Source organism: Mycobacterium sp. BK086 (genome assembly GCA_004362315.1).
Taxonomy (GTDB): domain Bacteria; phylum Actinomycetota; class Actinomycetes; order Mycobacteriales; family Mycobacteriaceae; genus Mycobacterium.
In genome coordinates this window covers 1,099,274-1,119,622 of the sequence record SNWL01000004.1, presented here as the reverse complement: position 1 = coordinate 1,119,622, position 20,349 = coordinate 1,099,274, and the positions used below count along the sequence as shown (strand labels likewise).

At 67.3% G+C, this 20,349-nt stretch carries 18 protein-coding genes; 12 read left to right on the top strand and 6 right to left on the bottom strand.

Translation table 11 applies throughout. The annotated features are described in order from the left end of the window. Window positions 1-117: 117 nt before the first annotated feature. On the top strand, window positions 118-1,359 hold the full coding sequence (locus tag EV580_RS16150; RefSeq protein ID WP_133692148.1) for an MCE family protein: 1,242 nt from the start codon (window positions 118-120) through the stop codon (window positions 1,357-1,359). Here EV580_RS16150 and EV580_RS16145 read toward each other — a convergent pair. Next, window positions 1,349-2,257: an LLM class F420-dependent oxidoreductase gene (locus EV580_RS16145; protein ID WP_133692147.1), complete on the bottom strand. Its 909-nt coding sequence runs from the start codon at window positions 2,255-2,257 to the stop codon at window positions 1,349-1,351. The two genes, EV580_RS16150 and EV580_RS16145, sit on opposite strands and share 11 nt — an antisense overlap. A 13-nt stretch (window positions 2,258-2,270) precedes the next feature. After that, window positions 2,271-3,002 (bottom strand): TetR/AcrR family transcriptional regulator, encoded by a 732-nt coding sequence (locus EV580_RS16140; protein WP_221217421.1) that lies wholly within the window; start codon window positions 3,000-3,002, stop codon window positions 2,271-2,273. A 63-nt stretch (window positions 3,003-3,065) separates the two neighbouring features. Here EV580_RS16140 and EV580_RS16135 point away from each other — a divergent pair, with 63 nt between their 5' ends. Next, on the top strand, window positions 3,066-4,631 hold the full coding sequence (locus EV580_RS16135; protein WP_133692146.1) for an MFS transporter: 1,566 nt from the start codon (window positions 3,066-3,068) through the stop codon (window positions 4,629-4,631). A 77-nt stretch (window positions 4,632-4,708) separates the two neighbouring features. Beyond that, entirely contained in the window at window positions 4,709-6,376 is a 1,668-nt protein-coding gene (locus EV580_RS16130; RefSeq protein WP_133692145.1) for an acyl-CoA synthetase, read from the top strand. Here EV580_RS16130 and EV580_RS16125 read toward each other — a convergent pair. Then, window positions 6,373-7,197, bottom strand: a complete 825-nt coding sequence (locus EV580_RS16125) for a mycofactocin-coupled SDR family oxidoreductase (RefSeq protein ID WP_133692144.1) — start codon at window positions 7,195-7,197, stop codon at window positions 6,373-6,375. The genes EV580_RS16130 and EV580_RS16125 overlap by 4 nt on opposite strands. A gap of 73 nt (window positions 7,198-7,270) precedes the next feature. Between EV580_RS16125 and EV580_RS16120 the strand changes: the two genes are divergently transcribed. Then, a complete protein-coding gene (locus EV580_RS16120) occupies window positions 7,271-8,065 on the top strand; it encodes an SDR family NAD(P)-dependent oxidoreductase (RefSeq protein WP_133692271.1) in 795 nt (264 codons plus the stop codon). Here EV580_RS16120 and EV580_RS16115 read toward each other — a convergent pair. Both EV580_RS16115 and EV580_RS16110 read right to left on the bottom strand, forming a co-directional pair. Then, window positions 8,062-8,865: an SDR family NAD(P)-dependent oxidoreductase gene (locus EV580_RS16115; protein ID WP_133692143.1), complete on the bottom strand. Its 804-nt coding sequence runs from the start codon at window positions 8,863-8,865 to the stop codon at window positions 8,062-8,064. The two genes, EV580_RS16120 and EV580_RS16115, sit on opposite strands and share 4 nt — an antisense overlap. Before the next feature lie 4 nt (window positions 8,866-8,869). Continuing rightward, entirely contained in the window at window positions 8,870-9,715 is an 846-nt protein-coding gene (locus EV580_RS16110; RefSeq protein WP_133692142.1) for a TIGR03619 family F420-dependent LLM class oxidoreductase, read from the bottom strand. Between the two features lie 97 nt (window positions 9,716-9,812). Here EV580_RS16110 and EV580_RS16105 point away from each other — a divergent pair, with 97 nt between their 5' ends. The 3 genes from EV580_RS16105 to EV580_RS16095 all read left to right on the top strand — a co-directional run bounded on the left by EV580_RS16105 (window position 9,813) and on the right by EV580_RS16095 (window position 13,888). Continuing rightward, window positions 9,813-11,288 (top strand): adenylate/guanylate cyclase domain-containing protein, encoded by a 1,476-nt coding sequence (locus EV580_RS16105; protein WP_133692141.1) that lies wholly within the window; start codon window positions 9,813-9,815, stop codon window positions 11,286-11,288. Window positions 11,289-11,352: 64 nt separating this feature from the next. Continuing rightward, window positions 11,353-13,476, top strand: a complete 2,124-nt coding sequence (locus EV580_RS16100; RefSeq protein WP_133692140.1) for an elongation factor G-like protein EF-G2 — start codon at window positions 11,353-11,355, stop codon at window positions 13,474-13,476. Between the two features lie 28 nt (window positions 13,477-13,504). Then, entirely contained in the window at window positions 13,505-13,888 is a 384-nt protein-coding gene (locus tag EV580_RS16095) for a PaaI family thioesterase (RefSeq protein ID WP_133692139.1), read from the top strand. Window positions 13,889-13,896: 8 nt separating this feature from the next. On the opposite strand, the gene EV580_RS16090 is transcribed toward EV580_RS16095, so the two are convergent. After that, window positions 13,897-14,682, bottom strand: coding sequence for a thioesterase family protein (locus tag EV580_RS16090; protein ID WP_133692138.1), 786 nt, complete (start codon window positions 14,680-14,682; stop codon window positions 13,897-13,899). A gap of 79 nt (window positions 14,683-14,761) precedes the next feature. Between EV580_RS16090 and EV580_RS16085 the strand changes: the two genes are divergently transcribed. The 5 genes from EV580_RS16085 (at window position 14,762) to EV580_RS16065 (ending at window position 20,341) form a co-directional block, all read left to right on the top strand. Continuing rightward, window positions 14,762-15,328, top strand: a complete 567-nt coding sequence (locus tag EV580_RS16085) for a TetR/AcrR family transcriptional regulator (RefSeq protein ID WP_133692137.1) — start codon at window positions 14,762-14,764, stop codon at window positions 15,326-15,328. A 14-nt stretch (window positions 15,329-15,342) separates the two neighbouring features. Further along, window positions 15,343-17,592, top strand: coding sequence for a molybdopterin-dependent oxidoreductase (locus EV580_RS16080; RefSeq protein ID WP_133692136.1), 2,250 nt, complete (start codon window positions 15,343-15,345; stop codon window positions 17,590-17,592). Between the two features lie 111 nt (window positions 17,593-17,703). After that, window positions 17,704-18,885, top strand: coding sequence for a cytochrome P450 (locus tag EV580_RS16075; protein ID WP_133692270.1), 1,182 nt, complete (start codon window positions 17,704-17,706; stop codon window positions 18,883-18,885). Beyond that, window positions 18,882-19,835, top strand: coding sequence for an SDR family oxidoreductase (locus tag EV580_RS16070; RefSeq protein WP_133692135.1), 954 nt, complete (start codon window positions 18,882-18,884; stop codon window positions 19,833-19,835). The genes EV580_RS16075 and EV580_RS16070 overlap by 4 nt, the downstream gene beginning before the upstream one ends. Then, window positions 19,829-20,341 carry a hypothetical protein gene (locus tag EV580_RS16065; protein ID WP_133692134.1) on the top strand — a complete coding sequence of 171 codons (513 nt, stop codon included), beginning with the start codon at window positions 19,829-19,831 and terminating at the stop codon, window positions 20,339-20,341. Before EV580_RS16070 ends, EV580_RS16065 begins: the two co-directional genes overlap by 7 nt. The last annotated feature ends 8 nt before the right edge of the window (window positions 20,342-20,349 follow it).

The following is a 20,349-nucleotide window of genomic DNA, read 5'->3' as shown; positions in this document are numbered from 1 at the left end:
TTGGTCTGAAAACCCAGATGGCCCCCACGTGCGTGGGATAGTGGCAACACGAACGGGCAATGTGGCAGCTGAGCTGCTGTCGGTGGGGGGATTCAGTGACCGGTAGGCGCGGACCTGATGACTGAGGATAAATCCGCGCCGCCGAACTGGTTCGAGACCAAGGGCCGACACTGGCAGTACTCGCCACCCCTGAAGACCGCATTCGCTGTGACAACCGTCGTTTTCACCATCATCGTGGTCGCCGCATTCATGCAGTTTCGCGGCGATTTCACGCCCATGACCCAGCTGACGCTGATTTCGCAGCGGGCCGGCCTGGTGATGGATCCCGGCTCCAAGGTCACCTACAACGGCGTGCAGATCGGCCGCGTCACCGGCGTCGACCCGATCGAGCGCGACGGCACCACCAAAGCCAAGCTGTCGCTGGACGTCGAGCCCAAATACATCCCGCTGATTCCCGCCAACGCCATCGCGGAGGTCAAGGCCAGCACCGTCTTCGGCAACAAGTACGTGTCCTTCCGCAGCCCGCCCAACCCGACGCCCCAGCGCATCTCCAGCAAGGACGTGCTCGACGTCTCCCACGTGACCACCGAGTTCAATACGTTGTTCGAGACGTTGACGTCGATCTCGGAGAAGGTGGATCCGGTCAAGCTGAATCTGACGTTGTCGGCGGCGGCCGAGGCGTTGGATGGTCTGGGGACCAAGTTCGGGCAGTCGATCGTCAACGGCAATGCGGTGCTCGATGACGTCAATCCGCAGATGCCGCAGATTCGCACGAACATTCAGCAGCTCTCGAAGCTGGCCGATGTGTACACCAAGGCCAGCCCTGATCTGTGGGACTTCCTCGATCACGCGGTGACCACCGCGCGCACGCTCAATGAGCAGCAGAAGGATCTCGACGCGGCGTTGTTGGCCTCGACCGGGTTCGGCAATACCGGTGCCGACATCTTCGAGCGCGGCGGCCCCTACTTCGTGCGCGGCCAGGCCGACCTGATCCCCACCGCCAAACTCCTGGACACCTACAGCCCCGCGATCATGTGCACCATCCGCAATTACGCGACCTCCAACGCCAAGGACAGCGCCGGCGGCAACGGCTACTCGATCGACTTCCACATCGGGCTGACCGGTGCGCCGAATCCCTACGTGTATCCCGACAACCTGCCGCGGGTGAACGCCAAGGGCGGTCCCGGTGGCGCGCCCGGCTGCTGGCAGGAAGTCAATCGCAACTTCTGGCCGGCACCGTTCCTGGTGGCCGATTACGGCGCATCGCTGGCGCCGTACAACCACTTCGAACTCGGCCAGCCGCTCCTGACCGAGTACGTCTGGGGACGTCAGGTCGGCGAGAACACCATCAACCCCTGAGGCTCAGCACCCCGGCCAGTTCGCGCAGCGCCGGACGCGGGTCCCAGGTGGGATCGCCATCGCCGAGAACCTGAACCACCACATGGTCGGCGCCTGCGTCGAGGTGCGCGGTCACCGACGCGGCGGCCTGTTCCACCGAACCCTGCCCGACGATGCGGCCGGCCAGCCGATCCGAGCCGCCGCGGACGAGATCGGATTCGTCGAAGCCCTGCCGCAGCCAGGAGTTGCGATAGTTCGGCAGGCCCGAATAGACCTCGAGATGCAGGTGCGCCCGGCGCAGCTGCTCCTCGGCGCTCTCACCGACGACGATGGCCTGCTCGGACACGATCCACTTGTCCGGCCCCAGGATCTCCCGGGTGGTGGCGGTCTGCTCGGGCAACACGAGGTAGGGATGCGCGCCGTCGGCGTGCGTGCCCGACAGTTCGATCATCTTGGGGCCGAGCGCGGCCAGCAGGCGGGTGGGCCGGCCCGAGCCGGGCTCGACGAAATCCGGCAGCGCAGCCATCCGCTCGAGGTAACCCCGCATGGTGGCCAGTGGCTTCTCGTAGGTACCGCCCATCATGTTCTCCACCAGCGGGCCGTGGCTGACCCCGAGGCCGAGGATGAACCGGCCCGGGTAGGCCGCGGTGATGCTGCGGCCACCGCCTTCGGCGATCATCGCCAGCCGGGCGTGGATGTTCGCGATCCCGGTTCCCAGAACCAGACGCTTGGTGCCGGCCAAGAAGATCGCCGACTGCACCATCGCGTCCTTGAGCCCGACCTCGGGGATGAACAGCGACCCGTAGCCGAGCTCTTCGATCTCCTGGGCGACCTCGACCGCAGCGGGCATCGACCAACTCTCGCTGGCCCACCACACGCCGATTCGGGACGGAAAGTCGATCGTCGGGCGATCAGTCACGGGCCACTCCTGCTCAGTCGTCGGCGAGGGATTCGATCCTCAATGTGTCACCCGTCAGCATGGCGATCGAACTTCGGAGCTCTTCAGCGGGGGTCGGTGGTGGCAGCGGTCGATGAGGCCCGATCCGGAACGAGTCGACCATCAGCGCGGCGAATCTGCGCCACGCCTCTGGCGCGTGTTCCCGGGTTGCCTCGAGCACGCCGGCATCGGCCAGCAACATCACCACGATGTCGCCGACGCCGATGTCCGGCCGCAGCGTCCCCTCCTGCTGTGCGCGCGCGATGACCTGGCCGAGCTTGGCGATGGCCTCGGTGGCGCGCTGTTCGATCACGGAACTGGCCGGGAACGCGGTGGTGAGCAGGGCCCGCAGGCCGGGGTCGGAGGCCTGCAGCGCGCACACCTCGTAGACGAGGTTCTGGAAGCCCTCCCAGGGCTGTGGATTGTTCAGTGCCTTCTCGACCGCCTCCTCGTAGGAGGACATGTTGCGTTCGAAGGCCGCGATGGCCAGGTCGGTGCGGGTCGGGAAGCGCCGGTAGAGGGTCGCCACACCCACGCCCGCGGCGCGAGCCACATCTTCGAGCGGGACGGACAAGCCCTGCTCAGCAAACAGCCGAGCGGCCGCGGTCACGATCCGTTCGCGGTTGCGTTCGGCGTCAGCCCGTAGTGGCCTGGATCGCTCGACACCCCGTTGTGCGCCAGGAATCACCACCCCAGAGTACTCCCCGAAGTGGAGGCTGACCACCATTTGCAGCTAGGGTTGTGAGCAAGAAGTGGTGGAAATCCTCCACTTAACGAAAGGAGTCGAACCGTGGCCATCACCACAGTTCAGCGCCCCGCGCCCGCGCGTCACGCGCGGCCGAAACAGGGCCTGCGAGGGAATCCGTGGTGGATTCTCGCCGCCGTGTCGGTCGGCGTCATCATGGTCGGCCTCGACGCATCCGTCGTCGCCATCGCCAACCCGCGCATCGCCACCGATCTCAATGCGTCACTGTCGGATCTGCAGTGGATTACCGATGCCTATCTACTTAGCTTGGCGTCGCTGCTGATCTTCGGCGGCAAACTCGGCGACATGTTCGGCCGGCGCCTGGTCTTCCTGGTGGGCGTGGTCGGGTTCGCGGTCACCTCGGTCGGCATCGGCCTCATCGGCTCGGTCGCCGGCGTGATCACCATGCGCGCGCTGCAGGGCGTGTTCGGCGCGCTGCTGATGCCCAGCACGCTGGCGATCATTCGTCAGGCGTTCCCGCCGCACAAGCTCAATGCCGCGATCGGCATCTGGGGTGCCGCGACCGGGGTGTCGGTCGCCGCCGGTCCTGTTCTGGGCGGCGTCCTGGTCGAACACCTCAGCTGGGAGTCGGTCTTCTACATCAACGTGCCGATCGCGGTGGTCGCCGTGATCATCGGTGCCGCCGCGATCGTCGAGAGTCGCAGCGACGAGCAGGGACGCCTCGACGTGGCAGGCATCCTGACCCTGTCCGGCAGCCTGTTCCTTCTGGTGTACGGGTTGATCAAGGCCCCCGAATGGGGCTGGCTCGACCCGCGGACGGTGGCCTTCCTGATCGGTGGCGTCGTGCTGATGGGCGCCTTTGTGATCGTGGAGCGCCATACCAGCGACCCCATGCTGCCGCTGCGGCTGTTTGCCAACCCGTCGTTGTCGATCGGCGCCGCGGTGGTCACCATCAACTTCTTCGCACTCTTCGGCGCGCTGTTCTTCATGACGCTCTACCTGCAGAACCTGCAGGGCTGGAGCCCGGTGGAGACCGGTGTCCGGACCCTGCCGCTGTCCGCGGCGATGATGGTCATGGCCCCGTTGTCGGGTGTCATCACCGAACGGTTCGGCCCACGACCGGCCATGGTTTCCGGCCTGCTCGGTGTGGCGGGCGGCCTGGCCCTGCTGAGCCAGTTGCAGGCCGATTCCGGGTACGGCGCGATGTGGCCGGCCTTCGCCCTGCTGGGGGCCGGCGTCGGCCTGGTGCTGACCGCGAGCTCGGAAGCCATCGTCGGCAATGCCCCGGTCGACGACGCCGGGGTGGCCGGCGGAGTGCAGAGCACGTCGGTGCAACTCGGCGCCGTGCTGGGCACCACGATCCTGGGCTCGGTGCTGTCCAGCAAGGTCGGCTCGACCCTCGTCGACAAGCTGACCGCAGCAGGCACGCCCGAGCCGATCGCCGAAAAACTCTCTCCGGCAAAGGAACTGGTGTCCAAGGGATTGGCCCCCTCGATCCCCGGCGCCCCGCCACAGCTGAGCGCCGCGATCGCCGGCGGCAGCCACGAGGCGTTCATGGCCGGCCTGCAGCTCTCGATGTGGGTCGGCGCGGGCGCGGCGGCCGTGGGTGCGGCGTTGGCGGTGTTCGTCCGGCGCGGTCCCGCTGGGTGAAGTTCCGCAGCGAGCCGGCGTGTGGCGCCGTGGCAGACTAGAACGCGTTCTAGTTCAGGCCACGCAGAGGAGCGCCAATGAGCAGCGACGTCAGCTTCGACCTTTCGTCGGTGTTCCGTACCGTCGCCCAGACCCTGCCGGATCGCGAGGCGCTCATCTGGCGGGATCATCGCTGGACGTATGCGCAGATGGACGCCCGGATCGACGGTGTCGCGCACTATCTCGTCGCTCAGGGACTCGGCTGCCACACCGAACGTGACCAGCTCGCCCCGCACCAGTCCGGCCAGGACCACCTTGGCCTGTACCTGCGCAACGGCAACGAGTACCTGGAAGCGATGGTCGCCGGCTATCGGGCCCGCGTGGCGCCGTTCAACGTGAACTACCGCTATGTCGAGGAAGAACTCCTCTACCTGCTGACCGACTCGAAGGCCAAGGCGCTGGTCTACGGCGCCGAGTTCGCCCCGCACGTCGCCTCGATCCGCGACCGGCTGCCCGAGCTCAAGGTGCTGATCCAGGTCGCCGACGCCTCCGGCAATGAACTGCTGCCGGGCGCGGTCGATTACGAGTCGATTGTCACGACCCCCGCCCCGGCCGGCGGGATGCCCGACCCGAGCGGCGACGATCTCTACATCCTCTACACCGGAGGCACCACCGGCATGCCCAAGGGCGTGCTGTGGCGTCAGCACGACATCTTCATGTCGGCCATGGGTGGGCGGCCGTTCGGATCCGACACCTCGCTCGCGAGCTACGACGAGCTCGCCGAGCAGGCCCGCACCAATGCCGGCTTCCGGTCGATCCTGATGATCCCGCCGCTGATGCACGGCGCGGCGCAGTGGGCCGCGTTCAACATGTTCAGCACCGGCGGCTGGATGGTGCTGCCCGACGACGTCGACCGCCTCAATGCCCCCGCGGTGATGAAGCTCGCCGAACATGAACGGGTACTGAGCATTCCGGTGGTGGGCGACGCGATCGCCCGGCCGTTGCTGGACGAGATCGAGACCGGCAAGTACGACCTGTCCGGTCTGGTGACGATCACCAACGGCGGGGCACCGCTGTCGCCGACGGTGCGGGAGCGGCTGCTGGCCGCGCTGCCCAACCTGATGGTGCTCGACGCCGTCGGCGCGTCGGAGACCGGTATGCAGATGACGACGATGGCGGCCAAGGGCGTCGAGCAGAAGGCGGCCACCTTCACGCCTCAGCACGACACCGCGATCATCTCCGCCGATTTCAGCACGGTGCTCGAAGCCGGCGACGGCGAAGGCTGGCTGGCGCGGCGGGCGTATGTGCCGCTGGGTTACCTGGGCGATGCCGAGAAGTCGGCTCGCACGTTCCCAACCATCAACGGTGTCCGCTGGTCGGTGCCCGGTGACCGGGCCCGGTTCCTGGACGACGGCCAGATCGAGCTGCTCGGCCGCGATTCGGTCACCATCAACTCCGGCGGGGAGAAGATCTTCGCCGAAGAGGTGGAGCGCGCGGTCGCCAGCCACCCGGCGGTCTACGACGTGGTCGTGGCCGGGCGGCCCTCCGAGCGGTGGGGCAGCGAGGTGGTGGCCATCGTGCAGTTCGCCGAGGGGCAGAGCGCCACCGACGACGAGCTTGCCGAGGCCTGCCGTGCGCACATCGCGCAGTACAAGCTGCCGAAGGCGTTCATCCGGACCGAGAAGGTGCTGCGCTCACCGGCGGGCAAGGCCGACTACCGCTGGGCCAAGGAGCTGGCCGTCGAAAGCCTTGGCGCACAAGGCTAGACCTTCATGTAGCCCTTGTCGGCAGGGATCTGTGCGGCCGTCAACAGCGCCGAGGCGTCGCTGGCGAGGAACAGCACGACCTCGCTGACCTGATTCGGCGCGATCAGCGACTCGGTGGGCAGCGCGCCCGGCGAGAAGCTGTAGACGTAGTGCGGATGCTTCTCGAACATCGAGTACATCGACAGGTCGTTGCCCAGCGCTGTGTCAACCCCGTAGGTGTGCACCGAGTTGACCCGGATCCCGAATTCGCCGAGCTCCAGCGCCAGCGAATTCGCCAGTCCCACAACGCCGAACTTGCTGGCGCAGTAGTGCCCCGCGCCGGGAACGGCTTTGATCCCCGCCGAAGAACTGATCGCGATGATCGACCCGCCGTTGCCGGCTTCGATCATCGCCGGGACGCAGGCCTGCACGGTGTTGAAGAACCCGGTCAGGTTGATGTCGATGATCTCCTGCCACATCTCGGAAGGGATCTCCCAGGCCCGGCCCCAGCTCATCACCCCGGCGTTGGCGACGACGACGTCGAGGCGCCCGAATTGCTCGATGGCACTGGCGATTACCCGCTTCTGCCCGTCATGGTCCCGCACGTCGACGCGTTCGGCGCTGATCTTGACGCCCTCGTCCTCAACCAGGCGGACGGTATCGGCCAGGTCTTCGGGCGTCGAGGGCTCGTAGCCGATGTGCTTGCCCACCGGCCCGCAGGCGTCGATGGTCACGATGTCGGCACCGGCCTGGGCCAGGCGAACACAATGTGCGCGGCCCTGACCCCGAGCCCCGCCTGTCACGTACGCAACTTTGCCCTCCAGCGGGCGATCGTTTGTCACGGGCTCACCATACGTTCGCCTGCTTTGTGGATGGTCAGGAATGAGACAACCGCCGATATCGCTTGTGCACGGTATGCACATCAACCTCAGCGGAAAGACGGCGTTGGTCACCGGTTCGACTCAGGGCATCGGGCTCGCGATCGCCAGGGGGCTGGCGAGTTCGGGAGCGCGGGTCGCGATCAACGGGCGCTCCGAGGCCTCCGTCCAGCGAGCGATGGACACGCTGACCGCAGCCGTCGATGGCGCCGACCTGATCGCGGTACCCGCCGACGTCACCACCGATGACGGGGTGGCGACCCTGCAGGCGCAGCTGCCGACTGTCGACATCCTGGTGAACAACCTCGGGATCTTCGAAGCCGTGCCCGCCCTGGAGATCGACGACGAACAATGGCGCCGGTTCTTCGAGGTGAACGTGCTGTCGGCGGCGCGGCTGACACGCATCTACCTGCCCGGCATGACCGAGCGGTCCTGGGGCCGAATCCTCAACATTGCCAGCGACTCTGCGGTGGCGACGCCGGTGGAGATGATCCACTACGGCATGTCCAAGACAGCGTTGCTCGCGGTGAGCCGCGGCTTCGCCAAGGCCGCCGCCGGCTCCGGGGTGACCGTCAACTCCGTCATCGCCGGGCCGACCCACACCGAAGGCGTCGAGGACTTCGTCTACCAGCTCGTCGACAAGGACGTTCCGTGGGAGCAGGCGCAGCGGCAGTTCATGGTCGAACACCGGCCGCAATCGCTCCTGCAGCGGCTCATCGAGCCCGAGGAGATCGCGAACATGGTGGTGTACCTCAGCTCGCCGCTGGCGTCGGCCACGACCGGTGGGGCGCTGCGCGTCGACGGCGGCTACGTCGACGCCATCCTGCCTTAGGTCGGCCCGAACCGGGGCTCGCCCTCCGGTACGTGATACCAACCGCTGGCGGCCTGCGTTCCGCCGTCGACGTGCAGCGTCTGCCCCGTGATGTAGCGGGACATATCGGAGGCGAGAAAGACTGCGGTCGAGGCGATTTCGTCGACATCGCCGAGACGGCCCAGCGGGACCGCCTGACTGAGCTCAGGGCGGATCCCGTCCGGGGACAGCGCCAGCAGACCCTCGGTGATCGTGATGTCGGGGGCGATCGCGTTGACCCGGATGTTGTGCGGCGCCAATTCAAACGCGGCGGTGCGGGTGTAGTTGATCACCCCGGCCTTGGCCGCGGAGTACGCCGCGTAACCGGGTGCGGCGCGCACCCCCTCGATGGACGTCAGCGAAATGACACTGCCACCGCGCCCATCGGCGACCAGCTGCCGGGCGACCCGCTGCGTGCACAGCAGCACGTGGCGAAGGTTGGCCTTGTACAAGGCATCCCAGCCGTTTTCGGTGGTGTCGAGCAGCGGCGAGGAGAACACCCCGCCGGCGTTGTTGACCAGGATGTCGACTCCACCGAGCTCGACGCGAGTACGTTCCAGCGCGGCGTCGACCTGCTCGCCGTCTCGGACGTCGGCGACGATCCCGAGCACCCCCAGTTCCGCGGCGGTGGCAGCGCACGTGTCCGCGTCGCGTTCCCAGATCGCCACCTTGGCCCCGAATTGCGCTAGCCCGGAGGCGATTCCACGCCCGATCCCGGTCCCGCCGCCGGTGACGACAGCGACCCGGTCGGTCAGCAGGATGTCCGACGGTGCGATCGTCACCGCGCTAGCCTGCCCGCGAAACGATGGCGTCGGCGAAGCGCGCGATGCCGTCGAGAGCTTCGCGGGTGCGGCGCCACGGCATGACGATCATCTGGTCGATGCCCGCCTCGGCGGCCCGCGCGACGTCCTCGGGGGAATCGGCCGGTGCCGAGGTGGTGACCTCCGGCCTACCGTCGCGGCCGTGCTCGGACCACAGCGCCGACAGCTTCTGCACGGAGCCGGGGATCTGGTCCAGGGTGTGGTTCATCGGAATCCAGCCCGAGCCATAGCGCGCCACCCGCCGCAACGCCGGAAGGCCGTCACCACCGACGTGGATCGGCGGGCCGCCGGCCTGAACGGGCTTGGGCTCGAAGGCGACGGCGTCGAAATCGAAGAAGCGACCGTGGTGTTCGATGGTCGGCTCGGTCCACAGCGCCCGGCAGACTTCGAGTGCCTCGTCGACACGGGCACCGCGAGTGCTGAAGTCCAGCCCGGCGGCGTCCCACTCCTCGCGAAGCCAGCTCGCGCCGATCCCGAAGTCGAACCGGCCGCCCGAGACGATGTCCAGCGTGGTGGCGGCGCGCGCGCTGACGAACGGATGCCGCAGCCCGATATTGTAGACGTAGGTGCCCATCCGGATCGTGCTGGTCTGCCCGGCCAGATACGAGAGGTAGGCGATCGCGTCGTACATCGGGGTCTGCGACGGGATGGGCGGATGGCTGTCGCCGTGGTGCGGACTGCCCGACATATTGGCCGGCAGCACCAGGTGCTCGGGCAACCAGACCGACTCGTATCCGAGTTCCTCGGCCCGCACGGTCAGATCACGCCACAGGCCGGGGTGAACGCCACCCAGCGGTATCCCGAACTTCATTGGGCGGATGTTACGCAGGCCGCCACCGTGGCGAAAGTACAACTCTCGATTTCGGAGAGCGTGATTCTGCAAGGTCGTCCCAGTAGCGTTTGGGCCTATGACGACGGCGAGCAGATGGAAGGTCCGCTACGCCTCCGCCCTCGTCCTGGCCCAGATTCTGGCCGGGGTCGAATTGCTCGCGCTGGTCATGCCGCTGCGCAAGGATCTGGTCGACTCCGTCGACACGGTGTTCCAGGCCGACACCCTGATCGCCGCCGGCATCCTGTCGGTGTTCGGCATCGCCGGCGTCATCGTCTACGCCGTGCTGGTCGTCGACCGCAAGCTGCGCTGGTTCACCGACGGCACGCCGCCCGACGACAAGGACCGGCTGTTCGTCGAGCGCTTCCTGCGCAACCAGTCCGCTGTGCTGGCAGCGATCTGGGCCACCAGCGCCGCCGTGCTGCTCCTGCTCAATCTCGATGGCGGCGCGTCGGCGGCGTGGCTGATCGGGATGACGCTGTTACTCGGGGTCACCACCTCGACCGGTGCGGCGCTGCTGTTCATCCAGCGACCGATGCGCCCGATCATCGCCGCGGCGACCCGACTCACCGGGCGCGACAACGCACCCGGGGTTCTCCCGCGGCTGCTGCTGATGTGGATGATGAGCAGCGCGCTGCCGATCATCGGCCTCGCCGTCGTGGTCGTCATGCGATCCAACGGCTGGATCATCCAGAAGTCGGCGTCACTGGAGATCCCGGTGATCGTTCTCGCGGTGATCTCGATCTTCGTCGGGCTGCGGGGGATGGCGATCGTCGCGGTGTCGATCTCCGATCCGGTGCACGATCTCGTCGGCGCGATGGCCGAGGTCGAGCGTGGCCAGATGACCACCCGGGTCGATGTCTACGAGCGCTCCGAAATCGGGCGACTGCAAAGCGGATTCAACCGAATGGTCGCCGGCCTGGCCGAACGGGACCGGCTGCGGGATCTGTTCGGCAGGCACGTCGGGACGGACGTGGCCATCCGCGCGGTCAGCGACGCAGGCGCACTGACCGGGGAGGTCCGTGAGGCGGCCGTCCTGTTCGTCGATCTCGTCGGCTCGACCCAGCTGGCCCAAAGCCGTTCGCCGGCAGAGGTGGCCGAGGTGCTCAACCACTTCTTCCAGATCGTGGTCGACGCCGTCGACGAGCGGCGCGGACTGATCAACAAGTTCCAGGGTGATGCGGTGCTGGCGGTCTTCGGTGCGCCATTGCCCAACCCCGACTCCGCCGCCGATGCGCTGGCGACGGCCCGCGCACTCACGGTCGCGCTGCGCGGGCTTCCAGTGGTGGACTTCGGAATTGGGGTCTCCGCCGGGCCGGTGTTCGCGGGCAACATCGGCGCCAAACACCGCTACGAGTACACCGTGATCGGCGACGCGGTCAACGAGGCTGCGCGACTGGCCGATCGGGCCAAGGACTTCGCCGGACGCGCGCTGTGCTCGGATGTCGCGCTGCTGAAGGCCGATCCCGAGGAGCGCGCCCAGTGGGCCGAGTGTGCCTCCGAGGTTTTGCGCGGCCGGCTCGAGCCCACCCGGATGTCGGCGCCCGTCTCCTGAATTCCGCTGATCCCTTGTGTCACCCCGCCCACGGGTGAATGGTGGATGCACAGGAGGAGACGTCATGGCTGACAAGACGAACACTTCCCAGGCCGCCCGCTCGGCTCCCGCCGCGGACAGTCCGGCCGCAGTCCGCAATGTCGTGCTCGTCGGTCCATCGGGTGCGGGCAAGACAACGCTCGTCGAAGGACTGCTCGTGGCGTCCGGTGTGCTGTCCCGACCCGGGTCGGTGGTCGACGGCACCACGGTGTGCGACTTCGACGACGCCGCCATCCGCCAACAACGGTCGGTCGGACTCGCGCTGGCGCCCATCCCGCACGACGGCATCAAGGTCAACCTGATCGACACCCCCGGATACGCCGACTTCGTCGGCGAACTGCGCGCCGGGCTGCGGGCGGCCGAATGCGCACTGTTCGTGATCGCCGCCAATGAGGGGATCGACGAAGCGACCCGGGCCCTGTGGCACGAATGCGACGACGTCGGCATGCCGCGCGCCGTCGCCATCACCAAACTCGACCACGCGCGCGCCAGCTACGGCACCGCTCTGGCCGCCGCACAGGAGGCATTCGGCGAGAAGGTCTTGCCGCTCTACCTGCCGACCGATAGCGGCCTGGTCGGATTGTTGTCGGGCAGCCAGTACGACTACCGCGACGGCAGCCGCACCGTCCATCCGCCCGACAACACCTACACCGCCCAGATCGAGGAGCACCGCGGCACTCTGATCGAAGGCATCATCGAGGAGTCCGAGGACGAGTCGCTGATGGAGCGCTACCTCGGCGGCGAGGTGATCTACGAGGCGGTCCTGATCGACGATTTGGAGAAGGCCGTCGCGCGCGGTTCGTTCTTCCCGGTGATCCCCGTCTGCAGCACCACCGGCGTCGGTACGTACGAACTGCTGGAGGTCGCGACCCGCGGCTTCCCGTCCCCGCCCGAACACGTTCTGCCCGAGGTCTACAACCCGCATGGGGTGGCCCGCGCGGGATTGTCCTGCGATCCGGACGGACCGCTGCTGGCCGAGGTGGTCAAGACGACGTCGGACCCGTACGTCGGCAGGGTCAGCCTGGTCCGGGTGTTCTCCGGCACCATCAGGCCCGACACGACAGTTCATGTGTCGGGCCATTTTTCGGCCTTTTTCGACGCGAACACCCACGCCGACCACGACGAGGACGAGCGCATCGGCACGCTGTCGTTCCCGCTGGGCAAACAGCAGCGGCCGGCCAGCCAGGTGGTGGCGGGCGACATCTGCGCGATCGGTAAGCTGAGCCACGCCGAGACCGGAGATACGTTGTCGGACAAGGCCGATCCACTGCTGCTCAAGCCGTGGACCATGCCTGAGCCGTTGCTGCCCGTCGCGATCCAGGCCCGCGCCAAGACCGACGAGGACAAGCTGTCGGTCGGATTGCAGCGCCTGGCCGCCGAAGATCCGACGTTGCGCATCGAACAGAATCCGGAGACCCACCAGATCGTGCTGTGGTGCATGGGCGAAGCGCACTCCGGCGTCGCGCTCGACGCGCTGGCCAACCGCTACGGCGTCAACGTCGACACCGTCGAGGTACGAATCCCGTTGCGCGAGACCATTACCGGTCCGGCCAAGGGGCACGGCCGTCACGTCAAACAATCCGGCGGCCACGGCCAGTACGCGGTGTGCGATATCGAGGTGGAGCCGCTGCCGGGCGGTTCGGGCTTCGAGTTCGTCGACAAGGTCGTCGGCGGCGCGGTGCCGCGGCAGTTCATCCCCAGCGTCGAGAAGGGGGTGCGCGCCCAGATGGAGAAGGGCGTGCACGCCGGTTATCCCGTCGTCGACATCCGGGTCACCCTGGTCGACGGTAAGGCGCACAGCGTCGATTCGTCCGACATGGCTTTCCAGATGGCCGGTGCGCTCGCGCTGCGGGAAGCCGCCGCCGACACCCATCTGCTCGAGCCGGTCGACGAGGTCACCATCGTGGTGCCCGACGAGCTCGTCGGCGCGGTGATGGGCGATCTGTCCGGGCGACGCGGCCGGGTGCTGGGTACCGAGCAGGCGCGGGAGAGTCACACGGTGATCCGAGCCGAGGTGCCGCAGGTCGAGCTGACCCGCTACGTCATCGATCTGCGCAGCCTGACCCACGGCGCCGCGACGTTCACCCGGTCCTTCGCCCGCTACGAAGTGATGCCGGAAGCCGCCGCGGCGAAGGTACCGGCCGGTTAGTCGGAGATCGCGCGGTAACGTCATTCTCATGACCGCACCGCGCTCGCTTCGGGAACTGTTCGACCAGCTCGGCCTGCAGGTCGTGGAGTCGACAGAAGACACCGTCGTCATGGAGATGCCGGTGGACGAACGCACCACCAACACCGCGGGCGGCCTGCAGGGCGGGCTGATCGCCACCATGGCCGACGTGGCCGCCGGGCAGCTGGCGTCGGTCGCGACCCCGTTCGGATTCGGCATCGCCACCACCGACCTGTTCATCCGCTACCTGCGGCCGATCAAGGTCGGCCCGGCGCGCGCGGTGGCCAAGATCCTGCGGACGGGCAAGCGCTCGGTGGTGGTCCAGGTGGACATCCACCGCGGCAACGACAACGAAGTGGGTGCCACCGCCACGGTCAACTTCGCCGCGGTCTGACTCTGCGCTCAGCCTATGCCGGCGCCCGGGCGGACGGTCAGACTCTGGGAAACCGCGCCGATCGGGCCGGTTTCATCGTGAATGATGCTGTGCGTCAATCCGATTCCACTCGGTCCGATCGACACTGCGGTATCGAAGCCAACCCACTCACCGCTCGGCTCGGCGAAGAAGTGCGCGGTGAGATCCAGATTCGGGAACGCCACCTCGCGCGGATCCACGAGGACCGCCATACCGTTGGCGATGTCCAGCAGCCCGGCGACCCGAGCCAGTGAGCTGACCGGCTCGCCGTCGAGCAGCGGCACTCCGGTACGCACCCAATAGGCCGCCCGTCCCGGCTCGAGCTGAGCACGCCGCACCTCCGCCGACGCGATGAATCCGCCGGGCCACACCGAACTCGGATTCCACTCCGGCATGTCCTCGACCGGCGGGATCGGAGGCAGGCCGCTGCCGCGCACGGCCGACGTGTCGTACTGCTTCATCAGCCACGCTCGCACCAGGACGACCGCTCGACCCTGGTAAGTCAGCGTCGCTTCGACGAGCTCGATCGTGCGCCCCGGCCGAAGCACCCGAACCTCGACGTCCTCGACGACATCGACCGGCACCGGGCCCAGGATGTCGTAACTCAGCCGTCCGATCACCAAATCGGCTTGGCCCCGGCCGTCCCGGTCGGTCTCGATCGCATGCGCGAGCAGGCCGAATGACGGAGCGATGTGCTGTTCGGCGAGGTTCCACGCGCCGCCGGCGTGCTCGCTGGCCCGAAAGGAACGCTCGGACACCCTGCTGAAGTACGACATCCGCGCGACGGTACCGCTGCGCAGACTCGAGCGCATGCACCCTGGCGCCTGGCGATTATGTATGGTTGCATACATAGTCATGACGAGCCCGCGCGACCGGATGGTCGCCTCAGCCGCGCTGTTGATCCGCGAACGCGGAGCGCAGTCGACGGCCATCGCGGACGTCCTGGCGCATAGCGGCGCACCGCGCGGCTCGGCCTATCACTACTTCCCCGGCGGTCGCACCCAGTTGGTGTGCGAGGCCGTCGACTACGTCGCGGACTTCGTCGCGGCCCGGTTGGCCAAGGCGACCAACAGCGTCGAGATGCTCGACGGGCTGACCCGCTTCTATCGCAAGAACCTGATCGAGACCGACTATCGCGCCGGCTGCCCGGTGCTGGCCGTCGCCATCGAATCCGGCGAACCCGATAAGGAGAACCCGGCGATCGAGCGGGCCGCCGAGGCATTCACCCGCTGGAACGGGCTCATCGCCGCGCGACTGATGGCCGATGGCATCGCCAAGGACCGCGCCGAGGATCTGGCGGTGTCCGTGACCGCGGCGCTGGAGGGCGCCATCGTGCTGGCCCGCGCGGCCCGCGACGTCAAGCCGCTCGACGCCGTTCACCGACTCATGCGCGATCTGCTCGAAGCCGAGTGCGGCACATAGGAAAGGAAGTCCAGATGTCTGCTGACTGGCAGCCCACCGCCTGCATCCTCTGTGAGTGCAACTGCGGCATCGTGGTGCAGACCGAGGGCCAGACGCTGGCCCGCATCCGCGGCGATAAGGACAACCCCGCCTCGCAGGGCTATACCTGCAACAAGGCGCTTCGTCTGGACCACTATCAGAACAACCGCGCCCGACTGACGTCGCCGATGCGCCGCCGGGCCGACGGCAGCTACGAGGAAATCGATTGGGATACCGCCATTTCCGAGATCGCGGCGGGCTTCCAGCGGATCGCCGACACCTACGGCGGGCAGAAGATCTTCTATTACGGCGGCGGCGGTCAGGGTAACCACCTCGGCGGCGCCTACAGCGGTTCGTTCCTCAAGCTGCTCGGCTCGCGCTACCGGTCGAATGCGTTGGCGCAGGAGAAGACCGGCGAGAACTGGGTCGACATGCAGCTCTACGGCGGTCACACCCGCGGCGAGTTCGAGCACGCCGAGGTGTCGGTGTTCGTCGGCAAGAACCCCTGGATGTCGCAGAGCTTCCCGCGGGCCCGCACGGTGCTCAACGACATCGCCAAGGATCCCGCCCGCTCGATGGTCGTCATCGACCCGGTGGTCACCGACACCGCCAAGATGGCAGACTTCCACCTGCGGGTGAAGCCGGGTACCGACGCCTGGTGCCTGGCGGCGCTGGCCGGGGTGCTGGTGCAGGAAAACCTTTGCAACGAGGCGTTTCTCGCCGAGCACGTCGAGGGGACCGACGAGGTTCGTGAGGTGCTGCGGACGATCCCGGTCGGTGAGTACGCGCAGCGCAGCGGTGTCGACGAAGAGTTGTTACGGGCCGCCGCACGCCGCATGGCGGCTGCCGATTCCGTCGCCGTCTTCGAAGACCTCGGCGTGCAGCAGGCCCCCAACAGCACACTGTGCTCCTACCTCAACAAGCTGCTGTGGATCCTGACCGGCAGCTTCGCCAAACGCGGTGGGCAACATCTGCATTCGTCGTTCGCGCCGCTCTTCAGCCTCAGCGGTGTCGGGCGCTCGCCGGTGACCGGCGCGCCGATCATCGCCGGCCTGGTGCCGTCCAACGTGGTGCCCCAAGAGATCCTGACCGATCATCCCGACCGGTTCCGGGCCATGCTCGTCGAGAGCGCCAACCCCGCCCACTCCATCGCCGACTCCAAGAATTGCCGGGCCGCCTTCGAGTCGCTGGAGCTGCTGGTCGTGATCGACGTGGCGATGACGGAGACCGCGCGGCTGGCCCACTACGTCCTGCCCGCTGCCAGCCAGTTCGAAAAGCCCGAGGCCACCTTCTTCAATTTCGAGTTCCCGCGCAACGAGTTCCATCTGCGCCACCCACTGTTCGAGCCGACGCCCGGCACCCTGCCCGAGCCCGAGATCTGGGCACGACTGGTACGCGCGCTCGGAGTGATCAGCGATGACGACCTCCGGCCGCTGCGCGAGGCAGCCCAGCAGGGGCTGGAGGCCTACACGGGCGCGTTCTTCACCGAACTCGCCGCCAATCCGGCGCTGGGAAAAGTGCTGCCACACGTGCTCTACGAGACGCTCGGCCCGACGCTACCCGACCGGCTCAGAGGCGCGGCCGCGCTGTGGGGTCTGGCCCAGAAGGCATTCGTCGCCTACCCGGACGCGGTGCGCCGGGCCGGTCACGCCGACGGCAACGCCCTCTTCGACACGATTCTGGCCAGCAAGTCCGGCGTGACGTTCAGCGAGCACGAGTATGCCGACGACTGGGCGCTGATGTCCCACGCAGATCACAAGATCAAGCTGGTGATTCCGGAGATGCTCGACGACATTCGGGCGCTGGCCAGTGAGACTCGAGAGCTGACCAGCCCGGAGTTCCCGATCGTGTTGTCCGCCGGCGAGCGGCGCGCGTTCACCGCCAACGACATCCTGCGTGACCCGTCCTGGCGCAAGCGCGATGCCGACGGTGCGTTGCGGGTCAGTGTCGAAGATGCCGAAGCACTCGGACTGGTCGACGGCGCCCGCGCCCGGGTCACCACCGCCGCGGGCAGCGCCGAGACCGTCGTCGAGGTCAGCGAGACCATGCTGCCCGGCCATGCCTCCCTGCCCAATGGTTTCGGCCTGGACTTCGTCGACGCCGATGGGCAGACCCGCATCCCCGGTATCGCGCCGAACGCGCTGACCTCCACCGACTGGCGTGATCCCTATGCCGGGACGCCGTGGCACAAGCACGTCCCGGCGCGCATCGAGGCGGTGCAGGCCGACCTCGTCACGGCAGGCTGAGCCGCCGCCCGCCCAGCGGGCAATCAAATAAATTGATTGATTTACTGCGCCCGGTGCTGTTCACTGAGACCTGTGACTGCGGTTGATGCGTCGGCTGTGCCCGATTTCCCGATGAGTCGCGCCGCGGGGAAGCCGTTCGCACCACCGCCAGAGTCGTTGGGCGTCAACGAATCCGCGCAAATGGCCCGCGTCCGGATCTGGGATGGCAGCACACCGTGGCTGATCACCGGGTACGAGGCGATCCGCGCGTTGTTCGCCGACGGCCGAGCCAGCGTCGACGACCGCAAGGAGGGTTACCCGCACTGGAACGAAGGCATGAAGTCGACGGTCCACCGGCGGCCCCGATCGGTGTTCACCTCCGATGCCGAGGAGCACACCTTCTACCGGCGCATGCTGTCCAAGCCGTTCACGTTCCGGCGGGTCGAGGCCTTGCGGGCCGCGGTGCAGAAGATCGTCGACGAGCACATCGACGCGATCCTGGCCGGGCCGCAGCCCGCCGATCTGGTCAGCGCGCTCGCCCTGCCGGTTCCATCGTTGGTGATCAGCCACCTTCTCGGCGTGCCCTACGAGGACGCCGACTTCTTCCAAGAGCAGTCCAACATGGGTATGGCCCGCAATGCCTCGGCCGAAGATGCCGCGAAAGGTGCTGGCGCCCTTGCCCGATACCTCAAGTCGCTGCTCGAGAAGAAAATGGACGACCCCGCCGAAGACCTGGTCTCCGACCTCGCCGAGCGGGTGAAGGACGAGGAAATCTCGCTGAAAGAGGCAGCCCAGCTGGCCACCGGGGTGCTGATCGCCGGACACGAGACCACCGCCGGCCAGATCGCCGTCAGCATCGCGGCGCTGCTGGACAATCCCGACCAGCTGGCCATGCTGCGCGACACCGACGATCCCAAGGTCATCGCCACCGCCGTCGAGGAGCTGCTGCGGTACTGCAGCATCATCCAGACCGGCCAGCGCCGCATCGCCACCGAGGACATCGAGGTGGGCGGCGAAGTCATCCGCGCCGGCGAAGGCATCATCCTGGACGTCGCCCCGGCCAACTGGGACCCCCGTCAGTTCCCGAACCCCGACCGGTTGAAGCTCGATCGTGAGGACGGCCCCAACGTCGCGCTCGGGTACGGCCGCCATTCCTGCGTCGGCGGCCAGCTGGCCCGGATGGAACTGCAGATCGTGCTGCCCACCCTGTTCAAGCGCATTCCCACACTGCAGCAGGTCGGGCCGGTCAACGAGTTGCCGTTCAAGCACGATGCGCTGTCCTACGGCATGCACGAACTTCCGGTGACCTGGTGAACCGCCCGGACCTGACGCTGACCGTGCCGGATCTGTCCGGCAAGCACATCGTCGTCACCGGCGCCAACAGCGGCCTGGGTTTCGGCCTGGCCAAGCGTCTTTCGGCTGCCGGTGCCGATGTCGTGATGGCGGTGCGCAGCGCCTCTAAGGGCGAGGCCGCGGCAGCGCAGATCCGGCAGTCGAACCCGGCGGCAAAGGTGGATGTCAAGATCGTCGACCTGGCCTCACTGGCGAGTGTCGAAACGTTCGCCGACGGGCTTCTGGGCGACGGCCGACCGGTCGACATCCTGATCGCCAACGCCGGGGTGATGACCCCGCCGACTCGTCAGGAAACCGGTGACGGGTTCGAGCTACAGTTCGGCGCAAATCATCTGGGGCACTTCGCGCTGACCGGACGGCTGCTGCCGCTGCTGCGCGGCGGACGGGTTGTGACCGTCAGCAGCATCGCGGCCACTCAACGCAATATCCGCTTCGACGACGTCAACGCCGAGCGCGAATACAAGGCGATGTACTCCTACGGAGTCGCCAAGCTGGCGCAGCTGATGTTCGCCTTCGAGCTCGACCGGCGCAGCCGGGCAGGCGGGTGGGGCATCACCTCCAACGGCGCACATCCCGGGCTGAGCAAGACCAATCTGCTCAGCGGGGCGTCCTACGGCCTGGACAAGCCGACTTTGAGTAGCCGGCTCACCCAGCTGACCTGGAAGCTGTTGCCGTTCATGTGGCTCGACGTCGACGAGGGCATCAAGCCGACGCTGTATGCCGCGGTGTCGCCGGATGCTGCGGGGGCGACGTACTACGGACCTCGCGGGCTCTACGAGACCGCGGGCGGCGGTGTCACATTCGCGAAGCTTCCACCACTGACACTGGACGTGGACGAGTGCGGCCGCTTGTGGCAGCAGTCGGAAGCCCTGAGTAAGGTCACCTTTCCGGCCGTCGAGCCCGCATGCTGACCCGGTTCCGCATGGACCTCGTGTCCGAGACCGTTGCCGATGCGGTCGAGCATGCGGGCGGGCTGATCTGCGATCGATCGCTGACCGGTTGGGACGTGCGGGTTTTCGCGGTGCACGACGACGCTGAGTGCGAGCTCTCCTTGCGTATTCTCGGAGCCACGCGCGCCGAGGGGCTGTCACCGGACCCGGCGGCGGACACGTTACTGCGCTCGGTGCTGGTGTCGGACAGTCTGTATCGCACCGACGACGCCATCAAGCGCTGGGTCGACAAGGCCATCGACAATCCGTCGATCGAGGTTCTGGCCTGGGACGCCGGGCGACCGAATGCGCGGGGTGTGGAGATCCCCGTGAGCCGAGCCACCCGGTTCTTCCTCGACCAGGCGCGGACGGCGGCGGGCCTCGAATCGGTCGCCATCACCTCAGAACTTCTCTGCCAGTGGAGAACCGGTCGAATGCGGCAGGCACCCCGGCGGCAGCACATCCTCACGACGGCGAGCGAGGGGTAGATCGTGGA

Excerpts from the sequence above, each read along its gene's own strand:
- EV580_RS16080 (WP_133692136.1), top strand. The coding sequence starts at position 15,343 with ATGTCTGCTGACTGGCAGCCCACCGCCTGCATCCTCTGTGAGTGCAAC.
- EV580_RS16140 (WP_221217421.1), bottom strand. The coding sequence starts at position 3,002 with ATGGTGGTCAGCCTCCACTTCGGGGAGTACTCTGGGGTGGTGATTCCT.
- EV580_RS16105 (WP_133692141.1), top strand. The coding sequence starts at position 9,813 with ATGACGACGGCGAGCAGATGGAAGGTCCGCTACGCCTCCGCCCTCGTC.
- EV580_RS16110 (WP_133692142.1), bottom strand. The coding sequence starts at position 9,715 with ATGAAGTTCGGGATACCGCTGGGTGGCGTTCACCCCGGCCTGTGGCGT.
- EV580_RS16120 (WP_133692271.1), top strand. The coding sequence starts at position 7,271 with ATGCACATCAACCTCAGCGGAAAGACGGCGTTGGTCACCGGTTCGACT.
- EV580_RS16065 (WP_133692134.1), top strand. The coding sequence starts at position 19,829 with ATGCTGACCCGGTTCCGCATGGACCTCGTGTCCGAGACCGTTGCCGAT.
- EV580_RS16150 (WP_133692148.1), top strand. The coding sequence starts at position 118 with ATGACTGAGGATAAATCCGCGCCGCCGAACTGGTTCGAGACCAAGGGC.
- EV580_RS16085 (WP_133692137.1), top strand. The coding sequence starts at position 14,762 with ATGACGAGCCCGCGCGACCGGATGGTCGCCTCAGCCGCGCTGTTGATC.
- EV580_RS16095 (WP_133692139.1), top strand. The coding sequence starts at position 13,505 with ATGACCGCACCGCGCTCGCTTCGGGAACTGTTCGACCAGCTCGGCCTG.
- EV580_RS16130 (WP_133692145.1), top strand. The coding sequence starts at position 4,709 with ATGAGCAGCGACGTCAGCTTCGACCTTTCGTCGGTGTTCCGTACCGTC.
- EV580_RS16090 (WP_133692138.1), bottom strand. The coding sequence starts at position 14,682 with ATGTCGTACTTCAGCAGGGTGTCCGAGCGTTCCTTTCGGGCCAGCGAG.
- EV580_RS16075 (WP_133692270.1), top strand. The coding sequence starts at position 17,704 with ATGAGTCGCGCCGCGGGGAAGCCGTTCGCACCACCGCCAGAGTCGTTG.
- EV580_RS16100 (WP_133692140.1), top strand. The coding sequence starts at position 11,353 with ATGGCTGACAAGACGAACACTTCCCAGGCCGCCCGCTCGGCTCCCGCC.